Origin of the sequence: Nocardia carnea (genome assembly GCF_029869215.1) — a bacterium.
Lineage (GTDB): Bacteria > Actinomycetota > Actinomycetes > Mycobacteriales > Mycobacteriaceae > Nocardia > Nocardia carnea_B.
The window spans coordinates 1-20,894 of sequence record NZ_JARWPM010000254.1; the positions used below are offsets into that span (position 1 = coordinate 1).

21 protein-coding genes are annotated in these 20,894 nt (G+C 68.6%); 12 read left to right on the plus strand and 9 right to left on the minus strand.

Translation table 11 applies throughout. The features are described from left to right. Window positions 1–32: 32 nt before the first annotated feature. From QH276_RS17785 to QH276_RS17795, 3 genes are read right to left on the minus strand one after another with little or no spacing between them, the layout of a single operon-like run. Window positions 33–290: a hypothetical protein gene (locus QH276_RS17785; protein WP_280406818.1), complete on the minus strand. Its 258-nt coding sequence runs from the start codon at window positions 288–290 to the stop codon at window positions 33–35. Then, entirely contained in the window at window positions 287–1,105 is an 819-nt protein-coding gene (locus QH276_RS17790) for a CbbQ/NirQ/NorQ/GpvN family protein (protein ID WP_280400882.1), read from the minus strand. The genes QH276_RS17785 and QH276_RS17790 overlap by 4 nt, the downstream gene beginning before the upstream one ends. A 1-nt stretch (window position 1,106) precedes the next feature. Further along, window positions 1,107–2,276: a spirocyclase AveC family protein gene (locus QH276_RS17795; protein ID WP_280400883.1), complete on the minus strand. Its 1,170-nt coding sequence runs from the start codon at window positions 2,274–2,276 to the stop codon at window positions 1,107–1,109. 209 nt (window positions 2,277–2,485) lie between these two features. On the opposite strand from QH276_RS17795, the gene QH276_RS17800 reads away from it, so the two are divergent. After that, window positions 2,486–3,088 (plus strand): TetR/AcrR family transcriptional regulator, encoded by a 603-nt coding sequence (locus QH276_RS17800; protein WP_280400884.1) that lies wholly within the window; start codon window positions 2,486–2,488, stop codon window positions 3,086–3,088. A gap of 40 nt (window positions 3,089–3,128) precedes the next feature. Continuing rightward, the gene (locus QH276_RS17805; protein WP_280400885.1) at window positions 3,129–4,238 is read left to right on the plus strand and encodes an NAD-dependent epimerase/dehydratase family protein; all 1,110 of its coding nucleotides are present in this window, start codon (window positions 3,129–3,131) and stop codon (window positions 4,236–4,238) included. A gap of 4 nt (window positions 4,239–4,242) precedes the next feature. Here the strand turns inward: QH276_RS17805 and QH276_RS17810 are convergent, their stop codons facing one another. Together QH276_RS17810 and QH276_RS17815 are read right to left on the minus strand one after the other, a co-directional pair. Beyond that, complete coding sequence (locus QH276_RS17810) at window positions 4,243–5,556, minus strand: sensor domain-containing diguanylate cyclase (RefSeq protein WP_280400886.1); 1,314 nt, start codon at window positions 5,554–5,556, stop codon at window positions 4,243–4,245. 56 nt (window positions 5,557–5,612) lie between these two features. Further along, window positions 5,613–6,788, minus strand: a complete 1,176-nt coding sequence (locus QH276_RS17815; RefSeq protein ID WP_280400887.1) for a terpene synthase family protein — start codon at window positions 6,786–6,788, stop codon at window positions 5,613–5,615. Between the two features lie 163 nt (window positions 6,789–6,951). Between QH276_RS17815 and QH276_RS17820 the strand changes: the two genes are divergently transcribed. Genes QH276_RS17820 through QH276_RS17830 form a run of 3 tightly spaced genes read left to right on the plus strand, consistent with a single transcriptional unit; the run spans window position 6,952 to window position 10,120 of the window. Further along, window positions 6,952–7,863 carry a crotonase/enoyl-CoA hydratase family protein gene (locus tag QH276_RS17820; RefSeq protein WP_280400888.1) on the plus strand — a complete coding sequence of 304 codons (912 nt, stop codon included), beginning with the start codon at window positions 6,952–6,954 and terminating at the stop codon, window positions 7,861–7,863. Next, window positions 7,860–9,467: an AMP-binding protein gene (locus QH276_RS17825; RefSeq protein ID WP_280400889.1), complete on the plus strand. Its 1,608-nt coding sequence runs from the start codon at window positions 7,860–7,862 to the stop codon at window positions 9,465–9,467. The genes QH276_RS17820 and QH276_RS17825 overlap by 4 nt, the downstream gene beginning before the upstream one ends. Then, window positions 9,464–10,120: a TetR/AcrR family transcriptional regulator gene (locus QH276_RS17830; protein ID WP_280400890.1), complete on the plus strand. Its 657-nt coding sequence runs from the start codon at window positions 9,464–9,466 to the stop codon at window positions 10,118–10,120. The genes QH276_RS17825 and QH276_RS17830 overlap by 4 nt, the downstream gene beginning before the upstream one ends. A 3-nt stretch (window positions 10,121–10,123) precedes the next feature. On the opposite strand, the gene QH276_RS17835 is transcribed toward QH276_RS17830, so the two are convergent. After that, the gene (locus QH276_RS17835; RefSeq protein WP_280400891.1) at window positions 10,124–11,368 is read right to left on the minus strand and encodes a cytochrome P450; all 1,245 of its coding nucleotides are present in this window, start codon (window positions 11,366–11,368) and stop codon (window positions 10,124–10,126) included. Window positions 11,369–11,580: 212 nt separating this feature from the next. On the opposite strand from QH276_RS17835, the gene QH276_RS17840 reads away from it, so the two are divergent. Further along, window positions 11,581–12,387: an SDR family NAD(P)-dependent oxidoreductase gene (locus QH276_RS17840; RefSeq protein WP_280400892.1), complete on the plus strand. Its 807-nt coding sequence runs from the start codon at window positions 11,581–11,583 to the stop codon at window positions 12,385–12,387. 99 nt (window positions 12,388–12,486) lie between these two features. Here the strand turns inward: QH276_RS17840 and QH276_RS17845 are convergent, their stop codons facing one another. After that, a complete protein-coding gene (locus tag QH276_RS17845) occupies window positions 12,487–13,074 on the minus strand; it encodes a TetR/AcrR family transcriptional regulator (RefSeq protein ID WP_280400893.1) in 588 nt (195 codons plus the stop codon). A 451-nt stretch (window positions 13,075–13,525) separates the two neighbouring features. Between QH276_RS17845 and QH276_RS17850 the strand changes: the two genes are divergently transcribed. From QH276_RS17850 to QH276_RS17870, 5 genes are all read left to right on the plus strand, one after another. After that, window positions 13,526–14,614, plus strand: coding sequence for an ABC transporter substrate-binding protein (locus QH276_RS17850; RefSeq protein ID WP_280400894.1), 1,089 nt, complete (start codon window positions 13,526–13,528; stop codon window positions 14,612–14,614). Beyond that, entirely contained in the window at window positions 14,614–15,468 is an 855-nt protein-coding gene (locus QH276_RS17855; protein WP_280400895.1) for an ABC transporter permease, read from the plus strand. The genes QH276_RS17850 and QH276_RS17855 overlap by 1 nt, the downstream gene beginning before the upstream one ends. Beyond that, window positions 15,444–16,175, plus strand: a complete 732-nt coding sequence (locus QH276_RS17860; protein WP_280400896.1) for an ABC transporter ATP-binding protein — start codon at window positions 15,444–15,446, stop codon at window positions 16,173–16,175. Before QH276_RS17855 ends, QH276_RS17860 begins: the two co-directional genes overlap by 25 nt. Before the next feature lie 13 nt (window positions 16,176–16,188). Next, window positions 16,189–17,535, plus strand: coding sequence for an LLM class flavin-dependent oxidoreductase (locus QH276_RS17865; RefSeq protein ID WP_280400897.1), 1,347 nt, complete (start codon window positions 16,189–16,191; stop codon window positions 17,533–17,535). 123 nt (window positions 17,536–17,658) lie between these two features. Further along, the gene (locus QH276_RS17870; protein WP_280400898.1) at window positions 17,659–18,111 is read left to right on the plus strand and encodes a nuclear transport factor 2 family protein; all 453 of its coding nucleotides are present in this window, start codon (window positions 17,659–17,661) and stop codon (window positions 18,109–18,111) included. Window positions 18,112–18,164: 53 nt separating this feature from the next. On the opposite strand, the gene QH276_RS17875 is transcribed toward QH276_RS17870, so the two are convergent. Beyond that, window positions 18,165–18,965: an inositol monophosphatase family protein gene (locus QH276_RS17875; protein WP_280400899.1), complete on the minus strand. Its 801-nt coding sequence runs from the start codon at window positions 18,963–18,965 to the stop codon at window positions 18,165–18,167. Window positions 18,966–19,012: 47 nt separating this feature from the next. Beyond that, complete coding sequence (locus QH276_RS17880) at window positions 19,013–19,717, minus strand: hypothetical protein (protein WP_280400900.1); 705 nt, start codon at window positions 19,715–19,717, stop codon at window positions 19,013–19,015. A gap of 239 nt (window positions 19,718–19,956) precedes the next feature. On the opposite strand from QH276_RS17880, the gene QH276_RS17885 reads away from it, so the two are divergent. Beyond that, window positions 19,957–20,805 (plus strand): LLM class F420-dependent oxidoreductase, encoded by an 849-nt coding sequence (locus QH276_RS17885; RefSeq protein WP_280400901.1) that lies wholly within the window; start codon window positions 19,957–19,959, stop codon window positions 20,803–20,805. Window positions 20,806–20,894: the final 89 nt, after the last annotated feature.

Below are 20,894 nucleotides of genomic sequence, written 5' to 3' on the forward strand. Positions count from 1 at the left end.
AGGCCCTGCGTGGTAACGCTGCGCTGCCGCCTTCAGGCCCCACGGCTCATACCGGGTAGTTGTGCGGATCCGCGGACGTCGCCGTTGGCGCCGGCGGCCGTGTACGCCGTCGCGCCCAGGCGCCCGGCCCCCCAACCAGGCCCCCCGACCCCCAACACCGCCACCCCCCCCGCCCCGTCGGTGTCGGCGGCGGCGCCGGCCGGGGCCGCCGCCACCGCGACGGACCGGCCGGCCACATGGGTGGCCAGGAACCGGAAGCGTTCGGGGCCCGCCGGGTCCGCCGCGGTCATGACACCGGGAGGACGGCGTCCGCGAGTTCGCCCAGGGCGCGGACGATCTCGGGATCGTCGGACAACGCCCGCACCACCGCGGCCCCGACCGCGGTGCGCAGGCTCAGCCCTTCGGCCACCAGGTTCGCGGCCAGGACCAGCATCCGGGTCGAGGCCGCTTCGCGCAGCGGAGAACCCTCGAGGCCCCGGATGGCGTTGCCGAGTTCGACCAGGACAACCGCGGTTTCCCGATCGATTCCGGCCTCGCGGATCACGACCTCCGTCTCGACCTCGGCGGGCGGGAAACCGAGTTCGATCGCGACGAATCGCTGCCGCGTGGATTCCTTGATGTTCTTCAGAACGCTCTGGTAGCCGGGGTTGTAGGAGATCACCAGCTGGAATCCCGGCGCCGCCGGCAGCGCGACGCCGAGCCGGTCGATCGGGAGTTCCCGGCGGTGATCGGCGAGCGGATGGATCACCACCGTGGTGTCCTGGCGGGCCTCCACGATCTCGTCCAGGTAGCAGATACCGCCCGCGCGGACCGCCCGGGTCAACGGCCCGTCGGCCCAGACGGTTTCGCCGCCCTCGAGCCGGAACCGGCCGACCAGGTCCGCGGAGGTCAGGTCCTCGTGACCGGCGACCGTGATCAGCTCGCGGCCGAGTTCATGCGCCATCGCCTCGACGAACCGTGTTTTCCCGCATCCGGTGGGGCCTTTGAGCAGAACCGGGAGCCCGCGGCGGGCCGCGGCCCGGAACACCTCCACTTCGTCGCCGACCGCCCGATAGAACGGTGCCCGCGTATCAGGGTGATTCGTGGTCGTAGCTGTAGCCGGCATCTCAGTTCCCCCGCTCGAAGGGCACGATCTCGGGAATCTCGGCTCCGTCCGGCAGGACCAGCTCACCGTCTTTGTCGATGTAGCCGGATTCGTGGGTCGGTATCGGCAGATCGGGATGCGGGCAGGGTTTGTCGGTTCCCTCACCGCAGATGCCGCCGATGAAGTACGACCGCTCCTGGATATCGGCGGGCCACGGGTCGGCGTGCTGGCCGAACCATTGCGCGGGAACGTTGTAGCAGACGAAGAAGATCGCGCTCACCGCCGCGAACACCGCGAGGAACCGGGCAAGCTGCTGCCGGACGACCCCTCCCCGGATCTGGTCGAGCCCTCGTTCCACCACCGTGCGCCCGCGATCATCGGTGAAGAACCGCAGGCAGGCCAGCCCCGCCTGGACCGCGCCCCACATCACGCCCTCGTAGATCGGCCACTGATAGTAGTGACCGGCATTGAACGACACCGACTGGATCGCGCCCGGATACGTGTAGAGCCCCAGCGGCAGCAGCATGCAGGCTTCCATCACGAAGTCGAGGACGAAGGTGAACGCGAACGTGATGCCCACCAGCCGGAGGTTGCTTATTCCCGGCCAGCGCGTTTTGACCTTGCGCATGAACCAGCAGACGCCGATCGTGATCAGCAGAACGCCCCACGCATAGCCCGGGATGTTCATCAACAGGGGTTCGGCGACCTGCGCGCCGGGTTCCTCCGGCGAATTCCAGCCCGGAACATACGGCGCCCACGATCCCCGGTTGAACATCCAGGTGTTGTAGGTGCACCACGTGTTGAGGTAGTTCAGGAACGGATCCTGGAAGAACATCAGGCCCATCGACACCAGCAGGATGCCGTCCAGGGTGATCCGGCGCTCGCGCCACCACGGCCTGATGATCCACCAGTAGATGGCGACGGGGAAGCCGATCAGGACACCGGCCGTCCAGATACTCAGGATCGTCTTCATGAGCATCGGTGGATCACTCGGTCCGGTGGGCACCCGCTCGAAATAGGGCCCGGTGATCCATCTGATCCAGACGTACACCTGGAGCGCCAGGATCAGCCCGCCGATCACCGCCCAGATCAGGACCGCCTTGCTCGCGGGCCTGTTGCCGGAGGCCAGAGCGGCTGTGCCGCCGAGGGATTCGGTGACGATGGGCGTGCTCTTCTTCGACAGTTCGCTCATGAAACTGTCTCCTCTGCCTTGTGTCGTGCAGCGCTCGCGACCCCCGGCCCGCAGCGGGCCGATCGGTCGCGATGGACTCGAAAACACCGGCGCCGCAGGGGATATCCCGCCTCCGGCAGGAGATCGGGCGGCATCCGGATATCCGCCAAGATACCAACGAGTATCTGTGCAGACAATGGGTTTCCAAGATTCATGCTAGGATCGCTGCCGTGGTTGAGCGTTGGACGAAAGAGCGGCGGCTCGAACGCACGCGTTCCCTCCTCCTGGATGCCGCCGAGGAGGTTTTCGCCGAAAAAGGCTTCGCCGCAGCCACACTCGACGACATCGCCCATACGGCCGGCTATACGAAGGGCGCCATCTACAAACACTTCGCCGTGAAGGAAGAACTCTTCCTGGCCGTGAGCGACCGGTACTGGCGCCGCTACTTCGACAACTTCGCCGAAGTCCTCGCGGAGGTCACCGCGGTGGGTCCGCGCGAACTCGACCGGGTGGCCCAGCGATGGCGTCAGCTCAGCCGCGACCGGGGCGCCGAGCACGCCGCACTGGGCCACGAATTCACCCTCTACCTGCTGCGCAATCCCGAAGCCCGGGAACGGGTAGCCGGCAAACGGCTCCAGGTGGCCGAAGAACTGGGGCGATTCGTCGCCGAGAACCTCGAGCATGTCGGCGGGAAACTGCTCATCCCGCCGCTGACCTTCGCCCATATCCTCATCGCCACCAGCGATTCGGTGATCCTCGGCAGCGAACTCGACGATCTCGACCTGTACCGGCCGATTCTCGAGATGTATCTGTCGGTCATCGAACTGCCCTGATCCACCGGCCGCCGCGCGAGCCCCGCCGAAAGAAGGCGATATGCCCGACTCAGTCCTCGTCACCGGCGCGTTCGGCCAGGTAGGCAAACGCGTCACCGAGATCCTGCTGTCCCGCGGCCGTACGGTCGTCGCCACCGATCTACGCACCGATGGGGCCGCGGCCGTCGCCGCCGACCTGGCCGGCGCCGGCCCCGGTGAACTGCGCACGGTATTCGCCGATCTCCTCGACCGGGCCGCCGTCGCCGAACTCGTCGGCGCGCACCGGCCCGGCGCGATCGTCCATCTGGCCGCGATGTTCTCCCCCGCGTCCTACCGCAATCCACGGCTGGCCCGGCGGATCAATGTCGGCGGGACCGAGAACCTGGTAAGCGCGGCACGGACGCTGCCCGAACCACCCCTGGTGCTGTTCGCCTCGAGCGCCGCGGTCTACGGGTCCCGTAACCCGCACCGCTATCCCGAACGCATCGCCCCCGGCACCCCGGTCGCCCCCATCGACCAGTACGGCGAGGACAAGGTACTGGCCGAAACCGTGATCGCCGACAGCGGCCTGCCCTATGCACTGCTGCGGCTGGGCGGCGTACTGTCCCCGGATACCACCGCCCACATCAACCGCGACCACCTGGTCCTCATCCGCGCGACCCCCGGCGACAACCGGCTGCATGCCGTCGACGCGCGTGATGTCGCGACGGCCTTCGCCAATGCCGTCGACCGGCGCGACACCGTCGCCGGCAAAGTACTGCTGATCGGCGGAGACGACACCTACCTGCACACCCACCGCGAGGTCGAGGACGCCATGTTCGACGCCGTAGGCCTGGGCCGGCTCGGCCCCACGGCAAGCCTCCCCGGCGATCCCGCGGACGACGACGGCTGGGCGTTCACCGGCTGGTTCGACACCACCGAAGCCCAGGCCCTGCTCGACTTCCAGCAGCACAGCTGGCCCGAGACCGTCGCCTGGGTCGCGGGCGCCCAGCCCCGGTTCCGCCGCGCCGCCCTGCGAGTGGCCGGTCCGCTGCTCCGTCCCGCGCTGCGCACCGCCCTCGCCGTGCAGCGGCGCCTCGAACGCCGCGGCCCGTACGCCGATCCCTGGCCCCTCATCGCCGCACGGTACGGCCCGGCCGCCCTCGCCGGCGGCGCGGCCGACAACACCTGACCCGCTACGAGGTGGGCAGCGCGCCGTCGCCGGTCTCCGGCTCCGAGCCGTCGTCGACCGGGAGGGTATGCAGTACCCACTGCGCTTTTCCACTGTTCTTGGCGTGATAGAGCCCGGTGTCGGCGGCATCCAGCAAGGCTTCCGCCTGACCGCCCTGGACGGTCGTCACCACCGCCCCGATGCTCGCGGACACCTCGAGCCGGCGCTCCCCCACGACGACCGGATCGGCCAGGGCACCGAGCAGCCGATCGGCAACCTCGATCATGCGGTCGTCGTCGACCGGCGGCGGAACGAGTGTCACGAATTCGTCGCCGCCGATCCGGGCGACCAGGCTGCCGAACTCCGCCACACTGTCCTGCAACCGGCCGGCCACGGCGGTGAGGACCTTGTCGCCGGTGCTGTGGCCGAAACGATCGTTGATGTGCTTGAACCGGTCCAGGTCCACGAAGCACAAGCCGATCCGGCCGTGCGGCTCCGCCTCGCGGATCAGCGAATCCAGCCGTTCCAGCAGCTGGCGCCGGTTCGGTATGCCGGTCAGCGGGTCGTGCCGCGCCTGCCGGTGCAACTCCTCCCGCATCCGGTGCTGTTCGGTGACATCTTCACCCACCGCCAGCAGATAGTTCGGATGACCCGGGCCACCTTCGACGTAGGTGATCGTGAACGCGGCCCACCCGTAACTGCCGTCGGCACGGCCGATCTGCTGTTCCAGTTTCACCGCGCCCTGTTTGTGCGGCACCAGCCGTTCGTAGACCAGCCGGCGGATCCGCTCCCGGTCCTCCGGGTGGGCGAATTCGTAGACCGAGATACCACGGAGTTGCTCGGCGGGAACACCGATCATCTCCGCGAGAACGTGGTTGACATCGAGCAGCACACCGTTGGTGTCGCCGATCGCGATGGCCACCGCCGCATTGTCGAACACCACCCGGAAACGCTCGTCCGAGCGTTGTTCGGCCTCGGGCGAGCCGGGTGGGACCGACCGCATCAGCTGCTGCGCCCCGAACCCTTCACCGAGTTTCGCCAGCAGTACCGCCATTCTCCGCAGCACTGCGGGATCGGCGCCGGGGCCCGGCAACGACCACAGCACGGGGGCGGAGACGGCGATCACATCGGTGGTGGTCAGGCCGGCGGTCGCCAGAGCCGCACCGGCTCGGGCGCCCGCCTGGGCATCGAACGGGGTCGCGGCGAGTGCCTGCGCGAGGTCGTGCACCAGCCAGTGCAGCAACTCCTCGAGATCGTGCTCGGAGGGGACGGAGGCACCGGCCGCGCGCAGTGCCCGGGACCACGATCGAACCAGTTCACCGTGCTCCGCCTCGTCCATCACGCCCCTTCGTCGACCGGCCCGTCACCACCCCGTTCGCAGCCCCGGAAGATCACCTACCGCACGGCACCGTGGCTACCCGAATGATCACCATCATTGCGCATCGGCGCCCGCTTCGGCTGGATGGGGTGGTTCTCGATGAAGATGCTGTCGCCCTTGTACCTGGTGGTCTCGAGTTGCCATACCCAGCTGGCCTGAACACACGCGGTGAGGTCGGCGAGGTGCCCGCGCAGTTGCCGGGCGAGTCCGGTATCGGCGAGATCGGGTTCGCGGCAGCGGCCGAGGAGCGCGTCGTGCCGGTGCCGGAACTCGGTGATCCGGTCCCGCACCACGGCCCCGGCCGCGCGTACCGCATCGGCCAGGGTCGCCTCCGGTGTATTCAGCAGGCAGGCCGGGATCAGATTGAAATCCGACCGGTCCGCGATGCATTCCTTCTCGAAGGAGAACATATCGTTCATCAATGCTCCGATCTCGGCCGTGAGCACATGTAATCGGCGCAGATCCGCGGTCAGGCCCACCGCCGACAGTTGCTCCTCGCGCAGGTAACTGCCGCGGCCGAACTCGCACAGGGCGATGGCCGGATACATTCCCGAGACCTGCGCGCGGAGGTCGATGTACTCGCCGACGGTCAGCAGATCACCGCGCGCCCGGGCGTTCTGGTCCCGGATCGCGGTACGGAGATGTTCCACGGTCGAATCGAGGAACCCGGCCAGCCACCGGGAGTCTGCCAGCTCATCCATCCGGGCCAGGAACTCGACCGTCGCCGCCTCGACCGGGGTCGGGTCCGCCGGAGCGATCCGGGTCTCCAGCAGGCGGCACAACCGGCCGAGTTCGTCGTGCGCCCTGCGTTGTTCGCGCTCGGTCAGATGGCCGTACTTCTCCCGGCCGACCGTATCGTTGAGCCAGAACAGGATGGCGTTGAACAGCCCGATGAGGGTCAATCGCTGCGCGCTGACCGGGTTCGGGTGCAGGTACGGCGTCATACTGTTGTAGTGCGCCCCACCGGGCTCCAGCCAGATACCCTGCGCCCGGCAGTACCGTTCCACCTCGTCGCACGCCTGCACGCCGAACTCGCTGGGCCGGAACCCGGCGCAGTATTCCGCGATATCGCAGTCCGGTGTACTGAACAATGCCCGCAACGACCACGGTTCGCCGGTGCGTACCCAGGACTCGTATTGCGCCCGCATCGCAGTGATCTCACGCTCGAGCGCCGATGTATACCGAGTAGCCACGACGACTCTCCTCCCGCATAGGCCAAACCCTCAGTTTGGGTCACCGGAGAGGTTGTGTCACCCCCGAATCCCGGACCCGGTGGCACGGCGGCGCACCATTGACAGTCCAAACGGACTGTGAAACCGTTCTGGGCACCGTCGCCGCCGAGATTGGAACGCCGAGATGACCTTCGCCGGAAACACGGTCGCCTACGAAGTACGCGACCATCGCGCTTACCTCACCTTGAACCGGCCGGAACGGCTGAACGCGATCACCGCCGAGATGGCCCAGGAGATCGGTGCGGCCGTGGCGGCGGCGAACGCCGACGACGCGGTACGCGTCATCGTGCTGCAAGGGGCGGGCCGCGCCTTCTGCGCGGGCTACGATCTGAAGCTCTATGCCGAAGGCGGGGTCGACCATCAGGGCCCGGTCTGGGATCCGATCAAGGACTTCCGGATGATGAAAACCGGCACCGATCATTTCTTCTCGCTGTGGCGCTCGGCCAAACCGACCGTCGCGAAAGTACACGGCTACGCTGTGGCCGGCGGTAGCGATATCGCGCTGTCCTGTGATCTGGTCGTGATGGCCGAAGACGCGCGCATCGGTTATATGCCGGCCCGGGTGTGGGGCTGTCCCACCACCGCGATGTGGGTCTACCGCCTCGGCGCCGAACGCGCCAAGCGGATGCTGCTCACTGGCGACACCATCGACGGTGTCCGGGCCCGGGACTGGGGACTGGTCATCGACGCGGTCCCGGCGGCCGAACTCGACACCGCGGTCGAGAAACTCGTCGACCGGATGGCGGGCGTCCCCACCAACCAGCTGGTCATGCAGAAGATGATGATCAATCAGGCCTACGACAACATGGGCCTGCAGTCCACGCAGAACCTCGCGATCCTCTTCGACGGCATCACCCGGCACTCCCCCGAAGGCCGCTGGTTCGTCGATTTCGCGCAACACCACGGTTTCGACGCCGCGGTCCAATGGCGCGACAGCGGCCGTTTCATCCCCGACGGCGGCGGCGATATACCGGCCGAGGACGAGATCGAGCAGATGAAACGCGAACTCGAGCAGCAGGCGGCGAACCGCGGATGAGTACGCTCACCGAATCCGTGTGGCTGGTCGACACCAGCGCACCCGTACTGGAACTCACCGTGGGGGAACTACTGCGGCAGGCGGCCGCCGAGGCACCCGATCGGGTCGCGCTCGTCTCCGTGGCACCGGACCGCGACGCCCGCACCTGGACCTACGCCGAGTTGTGCGACGATGCCGAACGCGCGGCCGCCTGGCTGCTCGACCGGTTCCGGCCGGGCGAACATATCGCGGTCTGGGCCCCGAACGTCCCCGAATGGCTCGTCCTCCAGTACGGTGCCGCGCTCGCCGGCCTGGTGCTCGTCACGGCCAATCCCGCCCTGCGCGGACCCGAACTCGAGTACACGCTCGACCGCTCGCACGCCGCCGGCGTGTTCTTCACCGACAACTTCCGCGGCACCGATATGTCCGCGCAGATCCGCGGCGTCCTGCCCGCCGTACCCGGCGTGCGGGAGGCGGTGACCTTCACGGGCTGGCTGCCCGAAGTCCGCGGTACCGCCAAGCGCGCGCGGCTGCCGGTTGTCGATCCGCGCTCGGCGACCCAGATCCAGTTCACCTCGGGCACCACCGGCCGCGCGAAACCGGCGGTCCTCGCCCATCGGTCGATGGTGACCAATGCGGCCTTCGTCCGCGACCGCTGCGGCGCAACCGCGGGCGCGACGTTCGCCACCGCGCTGCCGCTCTTCCATACCGCCGGTTGCGGGCTGGCCGCGATGGGGTCGGCGTATCAGCGGGCCACGCTGATCCTCGGCGAGATCTTCGACCCCACGACGATGCTCGCCGCCATCGAGGAGTACCGCGCGGAGATCTTCGGTGGTGTGCCCGCCATGCTGCACGCCCTGCTCGCGCACCCGCGGCTGGCCGGTTTCGATCTCGGCGCGCTGCGGGTGGTGATGTCGGGCGGTGACGCTGTCCCGCCGGCGCTCGTCGACGGCTGGGCGCGGGCCTGCGGCGCCGCGACCAGCGCGGTCTACGGCCAGACCGAACTCGGACCGATCGTCTGCCAAACCGGCCCGGCCGACAGCCGCGAGGACAATCTGTTCACCGCCGGCCGGCCGCTGCCCGGTGTCGAGGTATCCATCCGCGATCCCGCGACCGGTGCGGTGCAGCCGCTCGGGGTGGAGGGCGAGATCTGCGCCCGCGGCTACCAGCAGATGATCGAATACCTCGGTATGCCCGACGAGACGGCGCGGACGATCGATGCCGAAGGCCGGCTGCACACCGGTGATCTCGGCACGATGGACGCCCGCGGCTACGTCCGCGTCACCGGCCGGCTCAAGGACATGATCATCCGCGGCGGGGAGAACATCTATCCCCGCGAGATCGAGGAAGCACTGGCGGCGCACCCCGCGCTGATCGATGCGGTCGTCCTGGGCCTGCCCGACGCGACCTGGGGTGAGACCGTGGCCGCCGTGGTGCGCCCGGACCCGGCGCATCCGGCCCCGGCTCCCGCGGAGCTACAGGACTACCTGCGGGAACGCCTCGCCCCGCACAAAATACCCAAAAGCTGGTACACCGCCGAGAGCTTCCCCGTGAACGCGATGGGCAAGCTGCAGAAGTTCCGGCTGCGCGAGCAGATCGCCGCCGGCGGGCTCGAGCCGCTGTGAGCCGGGAACCGGTACGCGCCGGCGGCTCGGCGGGCACGCAGCGGCAGGCCTCCGCGCCGCGTACCGGTGGCCGCACCCGCCGCGAACAGCATGCGCACACCCATGAGGCGCTGCTCGACGCCACCATCCGGTGCCTGGTGGAACACGGGTACGCCGGCACGACCACCCAGCGGATCCAGGACGCAGCGGGCGTGTCGCGGGGCGCGCTACTGCACCATTTCGCCTCGAAATCGGAGTTGCTGGTGGCCGCGATCCACCATATCGCCGACCGGCGCCTCGCCGATTTCGGCGAACGCGTCGCCGGGCTCGGCGCCGGCCCCGAGGCGCTACCGCGCATGGTGGACGCGATCCGGTCGGCGATGACCGGGCCCCCTTTTCAGGCGGCGATGGAACTGTGGGCCGCCTCCCGCACCGACCCGCAACTCCGCGCGGCGCTGCTGCCCGCGGAGAAACGGCTGGGGTCCGCCCTGCGGGCCCACTTCGTCCGGCATGCCGGTATCGCCGACCCCGACTCGGCCCGGACAGCATTCGAATCGCTCATGGCACTCGTCCGCGGCCTCGAGCTGACCCGGCTCATGCGCACCGATCCGACCGTAGCCGACCGGGTCGTCGAGGACTGGCTCACACACGTCGCCCGGCTGCGCAACGGCTGACGGTTACACCGGCGACAGCGGCGGCGACGGCGGGAAGACGACCGGCAATGCGGTCAGCGCGCGCTGGAACGGGCCGGTCCGCCAGGACAGCGCACCGGCCGGCACCCCGAGCCGGATATCCGGCAGGGCGTCGAGCAGTTGGTCGATGGCGTCCTGCGCGATCAGATACGCCAGCGAACTGGCCGGGCACACATGCGGCCCGCCACCGAACGCCAGATGCGCGCGGTTGCCCGCGTGCTGATCGGTTCCGATCACCGGATCGGTGTTGCACGCCGCCATGCTGATGATCACCGGCTGATGAGCGGGCAGCCAGACGTCGTCGATGAGGATCGGCTGCCTGGGGAAGGTGAAACAGAAATTGGCCACCGGCGGATCGTTGAACAGCACCTCGTCCAGTGCGTCGCGGGTGGACAGGCTGCCGCCGACGGCGCTGTCGCCGAATTGCTCATCGGTCAGGATCAACCGCAGTGCGTTGATGATCAGGTTCTGCAACGGTTCGATACCCGCGCCGTACAAGGTGGCGACCTGGTTCACGATCTCGGGTTCGGTCAGCGCGCTGGGATGCCGCATCATCCGGGTCGTGACATCGTCGCCGGGTTCGGCCCGTTTGAGTTCGATCAACTCCAGCAGTGCTGCCATGAGCGCCGCCGCACCGTCCTCGGCCCCCACACCCTCGAACATGGCGGCCATCCCCGCCGCCGCCCGCTGCGCGATCTCGGTGGGGCAGCCCAGTATCGCGTTCAGCACGGCGAAGGTGAGCGGGAAGGCGTACTGCCGGATCAGGTCGGCGGATCCGGCGCCGCAGAAGGAGTTGATCAGCGGGACGGCGACCTGCTCCACGGTTTCGTGCAGGCCGAACGGGTCGACTTCGGCCAGACCCGCGACGATGGCCTGCCGATACCGCGAATGCACGGTTCCGTCGTTGCGCCGCGCGTTCGGCCGCCACTGCATGAGCGGCAGGACCGGGCAATTCGCGGGAATATCACGCTGCCAGGTCCGCGGATCGGCGGGAAAATGGTCCGGGTCGTTGAAGATCCGCAGCGCCGTGTAATAGCCGATCACCAGCGTCGCGGGCACGCCCGGCGCCACCTCCACCGGCGCCAGCGACCCGTACTTTTCCCGCATCGCGCGATAGGTGCCGTGCGGATCGACCGCGAATTCGGGTGCGTACAAGGGGATCCGCGGACCGTCGAGATCGGTGGGTGAACTGTGCGCGGCCCGGGCGGAGCGCTGGTCGGAGATCGTCACCGAAGCGATCTTAGGCACACTGCCGCGTGCCGTCTCCCGTCCTCGCGGCGTCCCGCGGCCCCGGCGGGCCCGTCGGCCCGCCCGGTGAACCGGGAACGGTACCGCTCAGTGGGATAACCGGCCCCTGCCGGGCGCGCGACGGACAATCCTCGACGATCGGACATCCCGCCCGTGCGGACGGCGCGGGTCATCGCAGACAGGAGTGCACTCCCATGGCACAGCTTCAGCGCTACGACGGTCGTCGCGTCCTCGTCACCGGAGGTGGCTCCGGGATCGGTCAGGCCAGTGTCCTGCGCATTCTCGCCGAAGGCGGCACGGTGGTGGCCGCCGATATCAGCGAGGCCGGGCTGCGGGACACCGTAACCAAGGCGCAGGACGCCGAGGATCGCCTGAGTACAGTCGTGATGGATATCGGGAACGAGGAATCGGTCCGCGCCGGAGTCGCCGCCGCGGTGCGGCGCCTCGGCGGCCTCGATACCCTGGTGAACGCGGCGGGCGTACTGCGGTCGGCGCATTTCGAACAGACCACCCTCGCCGATTTCGAGCAGGTGCTGCGGATCAATCTCGTCGGGACTTTCCTGGTAACCCGGGAATCGATCGCGGCATTGCGCGAGGGGAACGGACCCGCGGTGGTCAATTTCAGTTCCACCTCGGCGATGTTCGCCCACCCCTACATGTCTGCCTACGCCGCCTCGAAGGGCGGAATCCAGGCGATGACGCACGCGCTGGCGCTGGAGTTCGGCAAACAGGGCATCAGGTTCAATGCGGTGCAGCCGGGATCGATCTCCTCCGGTATGACCGACGGCACCGGCCAGGCCCGGCAGAGCGTCGGACCGGGTCTGCCCGCCGACGCCGATTTCGGGCTGTTCACCAAGATCACGCCGTCCCTGCCGCTGCCCGACGGCGCGATCTTCGCCGGTCCGGACGCGGTGGCCGCGGTGGTGGCGATGCTGGGTTCTCCCGACGCGTATTTCATCACCGGCACCGAGGTCCGCATCGACGGCGGTTCGCATATGTGAGGCGCAGCCGTTGCGGCGGCAGTCCGGTGCCGAGACCGGTATCGCCGCAAGCTCCGGCATATCCGGGGAACCGGCACATGACGAGGCCGGCGATATGCGTTACGTATCTTTGCCGCCGCCGGGGATCGCGCGCTCGACCGCCATCCGCACCAGCTCCGCTGCCTGCTCCTCGGTGAATACGCCCGGCAGGGTGAGACGTTCGAGGATGAGCCAGTTCAGGGCGAGGAACAGCAGGACGACGGTGTTCTCGTCGCCGGGCATCCCGTTCTCGACGTGGTTGCGGATATTGAGGTCCAGATCGGCGCGCACCCGCTCGGTCAGCAGCGCCTGGAGGTCGGGACGACGGGTGGCTTCCAGCCGGAGTTCCAGTAGTGCGAGGTAGCCGGTGCGGAACCGGGTGACGCGTCCGACGACCTCGGTCATGAGTTCGGTAACGGTCTCCCGGGTCCGCGGTCCGCCCAGTTTCGCCATCACCGTGTCGTCGGGGATCAATCGCTCGTAATACCGATGGCCCACCTGAACCAGGAGGTCGTCGCGGTTGGCGAAGTAGTTCGAGGCGGTGCCGGCCGGCACTTCCGCCGCTTTGTCCACCGCGCGGAAGGTCAGGCCGCGGGCCCCGTCCCGGGCCAAGACCTCGATCGATGCGTCCAGCAATGCCTGCCGGCGCTGCGGATTCGTACGAACCATTTGACACCACTCCATCTGTAGTACTACAGTTCAAATCACTTCAAGTAGAGTACTACAGCATAGGCGGTAAGGACCAGCTGCTCGGCCGCACGGGCCACCGGCTCCCGACCACCGCCGCCGCATCGAAAGGGGCTACCGCATGCGAAAGCCACACGGCACCTACCCGACTCCGAACAACCAGCACCGTTTCGCGGGCCGCCCCACGCCGCCGCGCACGGCCACCGTCTCCAAGAAGGGGATGACTCACCACAGCAGACGCGGCGCCCGGTAGCACCCCGGCGAATGAGCGCCCCCGCAACGGTTCCGGTCCCCGCGGCGGCGAGGGGCCGGGCGCTTCCGGGCCCGCGGGGAGCGAAAGGCCGGCCCGCGCCGCGACAACCGAACGCCATAGTTCGGATCACGGCGCGAGATATCGTTCCCCGCGGGGCACCGGCGTTGCTTCAATTCGGCCATGCAGCAACGCCGTTCCCCCGCCCTGCGACGATTCCGGGACCGATCGTCCGCGGCCATCGCCGCTGTCCTCGCTGTCTGCACGGTACTGACCGGCTGCGCCCGCGGCGACGATCCCGGCGCCGCCGCCGATACTCCCCTGCCGACCGAGATTCCGCCTGGTACCACCCTGGTGATCGCCGATCAGCAGGAGCGGTTCCAGACGGCGCTGCGCGCCTCGGGTGAACTCGGCAAGCTGCCGTTTCAGGTGGAATTCGCCAACTTCATCGGCGGACCGGAAATTCTCGAGGCGTTCCGGGCCGGGGCCGCCGATGTGGCGCCGGTCGGCGATGTCCCGCCGATCCACGCGCTGGCCGCACGCCAGGATGTGCCGATCATCGCCGCCTACCAAACCGATCCGCTCGGCATCAAACTCGCCGTGGCACCGGGCGTCACGGCGACCGGCCTCGCGGATCTGCGGGGCAAGAAGATCGCCTACGCGGAGGGGACCGCGCAGCAGGCCGCCGTGCTCCGCGCGCTGAACCGGGCCGGGTTGACGACGGGCGACGTCGAACTCGTCCGGCTGCAACTGGCCGAGTTCAACGACGCGGTCCGCACCGGACAGGTCGATATCGCCCCGCTGAACGAACCGCGGCTCACCCGGTTCCTGCGCACACCGGGCGCGAGTGTGATCCCGGATTCGGCGGCCCACGATATCTACTACGGGCTCGGCTACCTCTACGCGCGGCGCGAGGCGACCCAGGATCCGGCCAAGGGGGCGGCGCTGCGAGCCTTGGTCGCGGCGTTCGTGCGGGCCTTCCACTGGACCAACACCCACCGTGACGAGTGGGCCCGGATCTACTACGTCGAGAACCAGAAGCTCAGCGCCGACGACGCCGGCCGGATCGTCGATTCCCTCGGTGAATTCACCTTCCCGCGCCTCGACCAGCAGTTGATCGACCGGCAGCAGGAAACCATCGACATCATCGACGCAGCCGGTGAACTGCCACGCAAGGTCGCGGCCGCCGACGGATTCGATCTGCGTTTCGACGAGGTGATCGCCCAGACCGTGCCGGCGGTGGGCGCGCGATTCGAACAGGAGAAACCGTAGTGGCAACCATCGATCTTCCCGCGGACGCGCGGCCCGCTTCCAGCGCCACCGCGCCACGCCCGGCCCGCCGTTCCACCGCGATCCGGCTCGGCCCCGGCCGCCCGATTCCCTTCGGTTTCGCACTGGGCCCCGCGCTCCTGCTGATCGCCTGGATCGCGGGCTCGGTGACCGGCGCGCTCGACCCCGAAACCCTGCCCGCACCGTGGGATGTCGCCCGCACCGCGGGCGAGCTGGCCGCCGACGGCACCCTCGGCACCAACCTGCTCACCTCGCTGCAACGCGCGGCGACCGGGCTGGCGCTCGGTGTGGCCATCGGCCTGGTCCTCGCGCTGATCTCGGGGCTCAGCCGCCTCGGGGAGGCGGTGGTCGACGGCCCGGTGCAGATCAAACGCTCCATTCCCACGCTGGCGCTGATTCCGCTGTTCATCGTCTGGTTCGGGATCGGCGAGGAGATGAAACTCATCGTCATCACCGCCAGCGTGTTCGTCCCCGTCTACATCAACACCCACGCGCACCTGCGCGGAGTCGACGCCCGCTACGTGGAACTCGCGCAGACCGTAGGACTTTCCCGCTGGGGCTTCGTCCGCCGGGTCGCCTTACCGGGCTCCCTGCCGGGTTTCTTCACCGGGCTGCGGCTCGCGGTCACCATCTCCTGGCTGGCGCTGGTGGTGGTGGAACAGGTCAACGCCACCAGCGGTATCGGTTATCTGATGACCCAGGCCCGGACCTACGGCCAGATCGATGTGATCGTGGTCGGCCTGGTGATCTACGGCCTGCTCGGCCTGTTCGGCGACCTCGCGGTCCGCGCGCTGGAAAGGAAGGCGCTGGCATGGCGGCAGACACTGGCGGACTGACCGTGGTCCGGGTCCGCGCGCTGCGGCGCGGATTCGGCGACCGGACCGTACTGCGCGACGTGGATCTGGATATCGCCCGCGGTGAATTCGTGGCCCTGCTCGGTCGCAGCGGGTCGGGCAAGAGCACCCTGCTGCGGGCACTGGGCGAACTGGACCGGGACGTCGACGGTGACGGCGAACTCACTGTGCCGCAGCAACGTGCGGTTGTCTTCCAGGATTCCCGGCTGCTTCCCTGGCTCAGGGTACTCGACAATGTGACCCTCGGGCTCACCGGTCCGGGCGCCGCGGACCGCGGAGGCGACGCGCTGGCCGAGGTCGGTCTCGCCGGCCGGGAGCGTGCCTGGCCGCGCGAACTGTCCGGCGGCGAACAGCAACGTGTGGCCCTGGCACGATCGCTGGTGCGCGAACCGTCGCTGCTGCTCGCCGACGAGCCCTTCGGTGCCCTCGACGCACTCACCCGGATCCGGATGCACCGCCTGCTGGAGGATCTGTGCGCCCGGCACCGGCCCGCGGTCCTGCTGGTCACCCACGATGTCGACGAAGCGGTACTCCTGGCCGACCGCGTGCTCGTGCTCGACGACGGGCGTATCGCCGTCGACCTGCCCATCGATCGGCCGAAACCACGCCGCCACGGTGATCCCGGCCTGCTCGGCTACCGCGAACAACTCCTCGCCGCGCTCGGCGTGTCCACCGAACCGGTCCACTAGAGAAAGCATTCCGATGTCCGAACCACGCCGGCTCAGTCTCAACGCGTTCATCTACCCCGCGGGCCACCACGAGGCCGCCTGGCGGCATCCGCTCAGCCGCCCCGACCGCATCTACGATGTGCGCTACTACCAGGAGATCGCCCGCACCGCCGAGGCCGCGACGTTCGACGCCGTGTTCTTCGCCGACGGCCCCGCCCTGCGAACCAATGTGGCCTACAACGCCGCACCCGGCCTGGAACCGATCACGCTGCTCACGGCAATCGCCGCGGCCACCACCCACCTCGGCCTGATCGCGACCGCCTCCACCACCTATTACGAGCCCTACAACCTGGCCAGGCTCTTCTCCTCGCTGGACCATATCTCCGGCGGCCGCGCGGGCTGGAATATCGTCACCACCGGCACCGATCTGGCCGCGGCGAATTTCGGCCTCGACCGCCATCCCGATCATGCCGAACGCTACGCCCGGGCCCGCGAATTCGTCGATGTGGTGAGCGCACTCTGGGACAGCTGGGAGGACGACGCCATCCTGCTGGACCGCACGGCCGGCCGCTACGCCGACCCGGACAAGATCCACCCCATCCACTTCGCGGGGCAGCATCTGCGCGTGCGCGGTCCGTTCAACGCCGCCCGCACCCCGCAGGGCTATCCGGTCCTGGTCCAGGCGGGCGCCTCGAACGAGGGCCGCGCGTTCGCCGGCCGGTACGCCGAGGCCATCTTCACCGCGCATCAGCGGCTCGGTGACGCCCAGACCTTCTACCTCGACATCAAACGCCGCGCAGCGGAATTCGGCCGCGACCCCGACCATGTGAAGATCCTGCCCGGACTCAGCCCGTTCATCGCCGGCACCGAAACCGAAGCGAAACAACTCGAACGGGAATTCAACGAGCTGACCGTGCCCGAATACGGCCTGACCCAGCTGGAAAACCTGGCCGGTGAATCGCTGCGGGGCTTGCGGCTCGACGAACCGGTGCCGGTCGAATTGTTCGCCGACGCCGGGGATGTCACCGATAACGCCGCGAGCCGGCGCCAGGTCGTGGCCGGTATCGTGCGCCGTGAGCAGCCCACATTACGCGGTCTGCTGCACCGCCTCGCCGGGGCGCGCGGGCATCGCGTATTCGCCGGAACCCCGGAACAGGTGGCCGACACCATCGAGGAATGGTTCCGGTCCGGTGCCGCCGACGGTTTCAATGTGATGCCGCCCTACTATCCCGGCGGCCTGGAGATCTTCACCGAAACCGTGGTGCCGCTGCTGCGCCGGCGCGGCCTGTTCCGCACCGAATACAGCGGCAGCACACTGCGCGACCATCTCGGGCTGCCGAAACCGGCGGGCCGGTTCGCCCCTGCGGCGGTGGCCGGCTGATCCGGGCTCCGATCGGCACTCGGCCGTGCCGCCCGCGCCACAACCCGGCCGCGCCTCGCCTTGCCTCGCCGGGAAAGCAGGGCGGTATCGGTAAACTCGCGCCATGACCGAACGGGACGCACGGTGACCACCGACCGGCGTGCGATGCACGAGGATATCGTCGGCGCATTCGCCGCCGGCTGGGCCGATGTGGACAGCCGCGCCATCGAACCCTTCATGACCCCGGATGTGGAACTGGTGCAGCCGTTCATCCCGACGTGCCACGGAACCGGCGAATGGTGGGCCTACGTCGATCGCCTGCAAACGTTCGCGACCGGTCTGCGCAGCGAAGTCCTGCACTGGTCGGGTACGGCGGACCGGTTGTTCATCGAGCATCGGCTCAGCGCCACCGTCGGCCGGCGCGTCGTGCGGATCACCGCGGTGGACAGCTTCGAACTCACCGGCGAAGGCAAAATCTTCCGCCGAGTCGCGTATTTCGATCCCTCCCCGCTGGTCGTGGCGGTGCTGCTGTCCCCGCGAGTGTGGCTGCGCTGGTGGCGCTCCGGGTTGCGCCCCCGACTCGGCTCCCCGGCGTAGACCCGCGAGCTCTCGCGCGCGGCGCACTCTGCGGGGTGGCGGTATCGCAGGCGTCAGTAGCGGTCGTTCAGGTAGGCGAGCAATTCGTCGTGCAACAGGCCGTTCGACGCGGCCGCGCTGTCGCCGAGCGGGCCCGGGCTGCCGTCGAGGCCGGTGAAGGCGCCGCCGGCTTCGGTGACGATCACGGCGTGCGCGGCCATCTCCAATGGCGAGAGTTCCGGGTCGGCACAGATATCGACCACACCTTCGGCGACCATCATGTACGGCCAGAAGTCGCCGTAGGCCCGGGTGCGCCACACCTCCCGGGACAGTGCCAGCAGACCGCTGAGCCGGCCCTGTTCTTCCCAGCCCGCCAGGGAGGAGTACGCGAACGACGCGTCGGGCAGCTTCGAGACCCCGGATACGCGCAGGCGGGAGGCCGAGGAGAGGTTGCGGCCGGTGAAGGCGCCGTGATCCCGCGCGGCCCACCAGCGGCGGCCGAGCGAGGGCGCGGACACCACACCGACGACGGGCCGGTAGCCGCCCGCCGAGGCCTCGATCAAGGAGATCTGGGTGGCCCACACCGGCACGCCGCGGGCGTAGTTCTCCAGACCGTCGATGGCGTCGACCACCCAGCAGCGCGGCCCGGTGCCGTCCAGGCCCTCACCCTCGCCGAGCACGGCATCGCGCGGGCGGGAACGCTGGAGCTGGCCGCGAATCAGCTTCTCCACCTCGGTTTCCGCTTCGCGCGCCAGGTCCATATCCGGCTTCGCCTCGATCACGAGGTCGAGGGCCTTGAAACGCTCCATGCTCGCCGCGGCCGCGGAGTCCATGAGGACGTGGGCGAAGCGTAGGTCGTCGAGGGGATCCTGCATGCAATGAAGCTATCCGCAGCGCACGGACAGTGCCAGCGGGCGCCGGTTCAGGTCTCCTCCCGGCCGCTCCGCCCGGCCGCGGCCGACTGCCCGAAGAAGAACCCGAGAATCAGCAGGATCAGGTTCATCACCAGATCGGGAACCTGCGTCTCGGTGAACATCGCGACCACCATCACAATGCTGAACCCGACCAGCAGGAACGCGCCGATCAGCACGGCGATCGGCTCCCGCTGCACCAGTGACCACCGCATCCTGGACCGCCGCTCCTTCATATCCTGGACCACATTCTGCAAACCGATCTCCAGCGCGGTATCGCGCGTATCCTCGGTCACCGACGATTTCGTCACCACATCCTGGGCCCGCTGGATCTGGTCGGCGACCATCTGCCGGGCCACCGGGTCGTGGATCGCGGACTCGGCGACGTACTGGATCTGATCGAGTTCCCGCCGCGCCGTGGCATTGCGCAGTTCGGCTTGTAGTTCCTTGCGGATATCGGCGAGCCGGCGCAGCGTATACGTCTCCCCCACCACGTCGGTCACGCCGCGGCTGTCGGTGATCTCGAACGGTCGCCGGTTCTCCCGGGGGACGATCTCCATCATGTTCTCGACCCGGGTCAGCCACGCCGCGAAATCGTCGGGTGTGGCGTCGGCGAAGACGTCGGGTATGCCGAGTTCCTTCTTGATGTTGTTGCGGACGGTCTCCCGGTTCTCCGGCGATACGTCTCGTTCTTCCCGCGGCTCTCTGCGGCCCAACGCTTTTCCTCCCACACGGACCCATGCTTGCCGGACCAGCGTACGGGCTCGCCGCGCGAGCGGAAACGGGATCTCCCTTGCCGCAATAAATTCCGGGTGATTCCAGCTCCGGCAGGTCACCACGCCCGGACGGAACCGGTCGTGGTGGCCCGCCCGGCCTTGCTGCGCGCGCACGACACGGCCGCGGGATGCCCCGCACTCTTGACCTGGAGTCCACTCCAACTTCTAGCCTTGTCCCCATGCGATTCGCGTTCAAGACTTCCCCGCAGGACACCACCTGGGCCGATATGCTGGCCGTCTGGCGGGCCGCCGACGATATCGAGATCTACGAATCCGGCTGGACCTTCGACCACTTCTACCCGATCTTCTCCGACTCGACCGGGCCGTGCATGGAGGGCTGGACCACCCTGACCGCGCTGGCCCAGGCCACCGAGCGGTTGCGGCTCGGCACGATGGTGACCGGTGTGCACTACCGCCATCCGGCGGTGCTGGCCAATATGGCCGCCACCCTCGACATCATCTCCGGCGGCCGCCTCGAACTCGGAATCGGCGCCGGCTGGAACGAAGAGGAATCCGGCGCCTACGGCATCGAACTGGGCAGTATCACCGAACGCCTGGACCGCTTCGACGAGGCCTGCCAGGTGCTCATCGGGCTGCTGAGCCAGGAGACCACCGACTTCGCGGGCAAGTTCTATCAGCTGACCAACGCCCGCAACGAGCCGAAGGGCCCACAGCGCCCGCATCCGCCGATCTGTATCGGCGGGAACGGCGAGAAACGCACCCTGCGCACCACCGCCCGCTACGCCCAGCACTGGAACTTCGTCGCCGGCACCGTCGAGGAGTTCGCCCGCAAACGCGATGTGCTGGCCGCGCACTGTGCCGATATCGGCCGCGATCCATCGGAGATCCTGCTCTCGGCCCAGCGGCGGCTCGATCCCGCGCTCGGCTACGGCGAGCTCATCGAGTGGGCCGCCGCGATGAACGCCGAGGGCCTGGAACTCGCGATCATCTATCTCCCGCCGCCACACGACCCGGCCGTGCTGGAACCGCTGGCCGAGGCCGTGCGCGATTCCGGGCTCGCCTCCTGAAGGCCGCGGGCGCGGCGTTAAATCGGTGGCCGGTTCGGGCGGCATCCGGTTACGGTATCCCGGGTCGCAACGAGGTGACCGGAGGAGGG